At 64.6% G+C, this 3,798-nt stretch carries 4 protein-coding genes; 3 read left to right on the plus strand and 1 reads right to left on the minus strand.

The window, feature by feature from the left end:
- Positions 1-182: 182 nt before the first annotated feature.
- Together VFO93_RS06365 and VFO93_RS06370 are read left to right on the plus strand one after the other, a co-directional pair.
- A complete protein-coding gene (locus tag VFO93_RS06365) occupies positions 183-1,253 on the plus strand; it encodes an SDR family oxidoreductase (RefSeq protein ID WP_325133510.1) in 1,071 nt (356 codons plus the stop codon).
- A gap of 156 nt (positions 1,254-1,409) precedes the next feature.
- Positions 1,410-2,567: an NAD(P)/FAD-dependent oxidoreductase gene (locus VFO93_RS06370; protein ID WP_325133511.1), complete on the plus strand. Its 1,158-nt coding sequence runs from the start codon at positions 1,410-1,412 to the stop codon at positions 2,565-2,567.
- Positions 2,568-2,579: 12 nt separating this feature from the next.
- On the opposite strand, the gene VFO93_RS06375 is transcribed toward VFO93_RS06370, so the two are convergent.
- Complete coding sequence (locus VFO93_RS06375; protein WP_325133512.1) at positions 2,580-3,005, minus strand: hypothetical protein; 426 nt, start codon at positions 3,003-3,005, stop codon at positions 2,580-2,582.
- A 239-nt stretch (positions 3,006-3,244) separates the two neighbouring features.
- On the opposite strand from VFO93_RS06375, the gene VFO93_RS06380 reads away from it, so the two are divergent.
- Positions 3,245-3,745, plus strand: a complete 501-nt coding sequence (locus VFO93_RS06380; RefSeq protein ID WP_325133513.1) for an ankyrin repeat domain-containing protein — start codon at positions 3,245-3,247, stop codon at positions 3,743-3,745.
- Positions 3,746-3,798 lie beyond the last annotated feature (53 nt).

Here is a 3,798-nt window from a genome sequence, read left to right on the forward strand (position 1 = left end):
CGCTCAGCATGACAGACGCCAGAAGTTACTGCGCCACGCGAGATGCTTCGCTGCGCGTTGCATGACCTGATTGCTCCGTATTTACAGGCTAACCTCGACCTATCCATTTACGGCCAGCGGCCGTACAGCCAGCGTGCCCGCCGGGCGCACTTCCTCCTCTTTCCATTTCCGCCCTTTTCCTGATGACTCTCAAATTAAAGCCCCTCGACCAGCAAGTTATCGTTATTACCGGTGCCACGAGCGGCATCGGCCTGGCCACGGCCCAAGCTGCCCACAAGGCCGGGGCCCGCCTCGTGCTGGCCGCCCGCTCGCAGGCCGACCTCGACACCGTGGCCCGCGACCTCGGCGGCCGGGTGGCCGTAGTGGCTGCCGACGTGGCCGACCCCGCCGCCGTGCGCCGCATCCACGAAGCCGCCCATTCTACTTTCGGCGCGCTTGATACGTGGGTCAACAATGCCGGCGTGGGCATGTGGGGCCGGCTGGAGCAAGGCAAGCTCGAAGACTTCAAGAAGCTCTACGAAACCAACTTCTGGGGCATCGTCAACGGCTCGCTCGAAGCCATCAAGCACCTCAAAAAGCACGGCGGCGCGCTCATTAACCTCGGCAGCGTAGTGAGCGACGTGGCGGTGCCCATTCAGGGCATGTACGCCTCCAGCAAGCACGCCGTGAAGGGCTTTACCGACGCCCTGCGCATCGAGCTGGCCGACGAAAAAGCGCCCGTATCGGTGACGCTCATTAAGCCCGCCGCCATCGACACGCCCTTCCCTGAGCACGCCCGCAACTACCTGACCGAGAAGCCCAAGCTGCCCCAGCCCGTGTACGCGCCCGAAGAAGTGGCCAAGGCCATTCTGCACGCCGCCACGCACCCGGTGCGCGACATCTACGTGGGCGGCGGCGGCAAGCTCATGAGCACCACCAACAAATATGCCCCCGGTGCGATGGACTGGCTGGAAGCCAAAACCGGCGTGGCCCAGCAAAAGCAGGAGGGCACCCGCGCCGTGGACCCCGCCGGCTCGCTGCACCGCCCCAATGCCCCCCACGCCAAAGTGCGCGGCAGCAACCCCAGCCATGTGATGGAAACCAGCCTTTACACCCGCGCCACGCTGCACCCGGTGCTGGCCGGCGTGGCCGCCGCCGCTGGCCTGGCCGCTACTATCGCGCTCGTTGCCAGCCGCTCGCGCACCGGGCTGAAAGATGCCGGCGTGCCCCAGCCCGGCGAGCACGAGCCGCGCGTGCCGGCTACGGATAACTAGTAGTAGCGCGTAGTAGCGCGAACTTTGTAGTTCGCGTTTTCGCGCCGTTCGCACGTGGCAAAACGCGAACTACAAAGTTCGCGCTACGCAAAAAGGCGCTTTCCTCAGCCGGGGAAGGCGCCTTTTTGCGTAGCAGCCCTAGGCTACCTTTGCCAGGTGCCAACCGAGGTAGATTACGACATCATCATAGTAGGGGCCGGCCCCGCCGGCACGGCCTGCGCGCTGGCACTGCGCGGCAGCGGCCGGCGCGTGCTGTTGCTCGATAAAGCTTCTTTCCCGCGCGATAAAATCTGTGGCGACGCCGTGCCAGGCCACGCCCTCAAGGCGTTGCGCCAGCTCGACCCGGCCTACGTGGACGCCCTTTGGCAGCTGGAGCCGCGCGACGACGTGCGCCGCAGCCGCATTGTGGCCCCCAGCGGCGCGAGCTTCTACATGCACTGGAATTTGCGGACGTTCAACAGCCCGCGCCTCGATTTTGACGCCGCGCTGTTCGGGCTGGTTAAGCAGTTTACGGATACCGAAATCTGCGAGAACACGGCGCTGAAAACGCTGGACATAACGCCCGACTACGCGCAGCTGACCCTGGCCGACGGCACCGAACTAACCGCCCGCCTCGTCATTGGCTGCGACGGGGCCAACTCGGCGGTGGGCCGCCGCCTGCTGCCCGAGCCGCGCCTGGCCCGCGCCCACCACAGCGCGGGCGTGCGGGCGTATTTTGAAAATGTGGCGGGTACCGAATTGGGCACCACCGAGTTTTTCTTCAGCCAAAACTACCTGGCGGGCTACTGCTGGCTGTTTCCGGTGGGGGCGGGGCGCTACAACGTGGGCCTGGGCATGCTCTCCGAGCTAGTAGCCAAGCACAAGGTCGACCTCAAGCAGCTCTTATTAAATACCATAAAAAACCACCCCGAGCTGGCTGGCCGCTTCCGCGAGGCGCGGCAGCTGGGGCCGGTGCTGGGCTTTGGGCTGCCGATGGGCGGCGGGCGGCAGCGCCCGTGCAGCGGCGCGCGCTTTATGCTGTGCGGCGACGCGGCTTCGCTCATCGACCCTTTGCAGGGCCACGGCATCGATATGGCCGTGCGTAGCGGCATTATGGCCGCCGCGCAGGCCCGGCAGTGCCTTGCCCAAAATGACTTTAGCGCCGACTTTATGCGCGCCTACGACGCCGAGGTGCAGCGCCAGCTAGGCCCGGTGCTGGCCCGCAACTACCGCCTGATGCGGCTGCTGGGCACCCGGCCGTGGCTGCTCAACCTGGGTGCGCGCCTGGCGCAGCTACCCGGCCTGGGCCGCCGCTTGCAGCGGCTGCTGGGGTAGGGTTGGGGTGCGCTATGCCGGGGTAGCCTTAGCCTGGCAGGCGCGCAGCCACTCTTCGGCCTCGGCTACGTCGTCGAAAAATTGCAACTCAAACAAGCAGATGCCCGCGTTGGCTGGGGCGGTGGTAAGGGTATCGTGCCGGGTATCGGCCTGCACCACGTGGGCCACGTAGCGCAGGCCCATGCTGGCGGCCCGCGGCGCCCAGATGCGCAGCAGCCAGTCGAGCGAGTCGAACCAGGGGCCGTGCAGGTCGGTATTATCGTTGAGTAAATAAGGGCATTGGATGCCAGCGAGTTGGTTCAGGTAGTTGTCGGCTCCGCGCCAAGCTTCCTCGGGGTCGATGAAGCCGCGCCAGGTAGCCCGCAGCCAGCCGTCGGCTTCTTCAAAGGTGAGGGTGCAGCGGCTGCCCTCGGCATCGGTAAGGGAATTAATCAGCATAGAACAGGGTAAAAGAGTAGGGCGCGCTGGCGCGCTAGGGCCTCATGGGTAGCTTACGGTTGTTTACCCCTGCGTAATACCCCTAATTTTTTTAGGTGGAACTACGTAGGGGTATTCTGGAGGGCATTTTTCACTCTGCTGGCTGGCGCGGCGCGCAGCAGCCAAGCCGCGCTGCCGCCGCCCGCAAACATCTCCGGCCCCTGGGTTGTCGTAGGCGAGCTTAGTTCTCTTAACCCACTATGGCTTTCACCTCCTCCCAACCCATCGACCTGCTCTACGACGCCGCCCGCCGCGGCGAAGTAGCCGTTATCCGGCAGCTGCTTCAAAATCCGCAGCTCGACCTCAACGCCCAAAATGGCAAGGGCCACTCGGCCCTTATTCTGGCTACTTACGACGACCACCTCGACGCTGCCCGCCTGCTTATTGAGCGCGGCGCCGACCTCAACTTACAAGACGCCAGCGGTAACACGGCCCTTATGGGCGTGGCCTTTAAAGGCTACGCCGACATCGCGCGCCTGCTCATCGAGGCCGGGGCCGACCTCAACCGCACCAACGGCAACGGCGGCACCGCCCTCATGTTTGCCACCCTCTTCGGCCGCAACGAAATCGTGAAAATCTTGCTCGACGCCGGGGCCGACGCGACCTTGAAAGACGTCCGAGGCCTCACTGCCCTGCACCTCGCCGGCCAGCAAGGCAACGAGGAAGCTTGGAAGCTGCTTGGCGGTAGCGACGACGAATAGGGAGAGAAAGCAGCGAAAACGTCCGTCATGCTGAGCTTGCCGAAGCATCTCTA

This window comes from Hymenobacter sp. (assembly GCF_035709525.1).
Taxonomy (GTDB): Bacteria; Bacteroidota; Bacteroidia; order Cytophagales; family Hymenobacteraceae; genus Hymenobacter.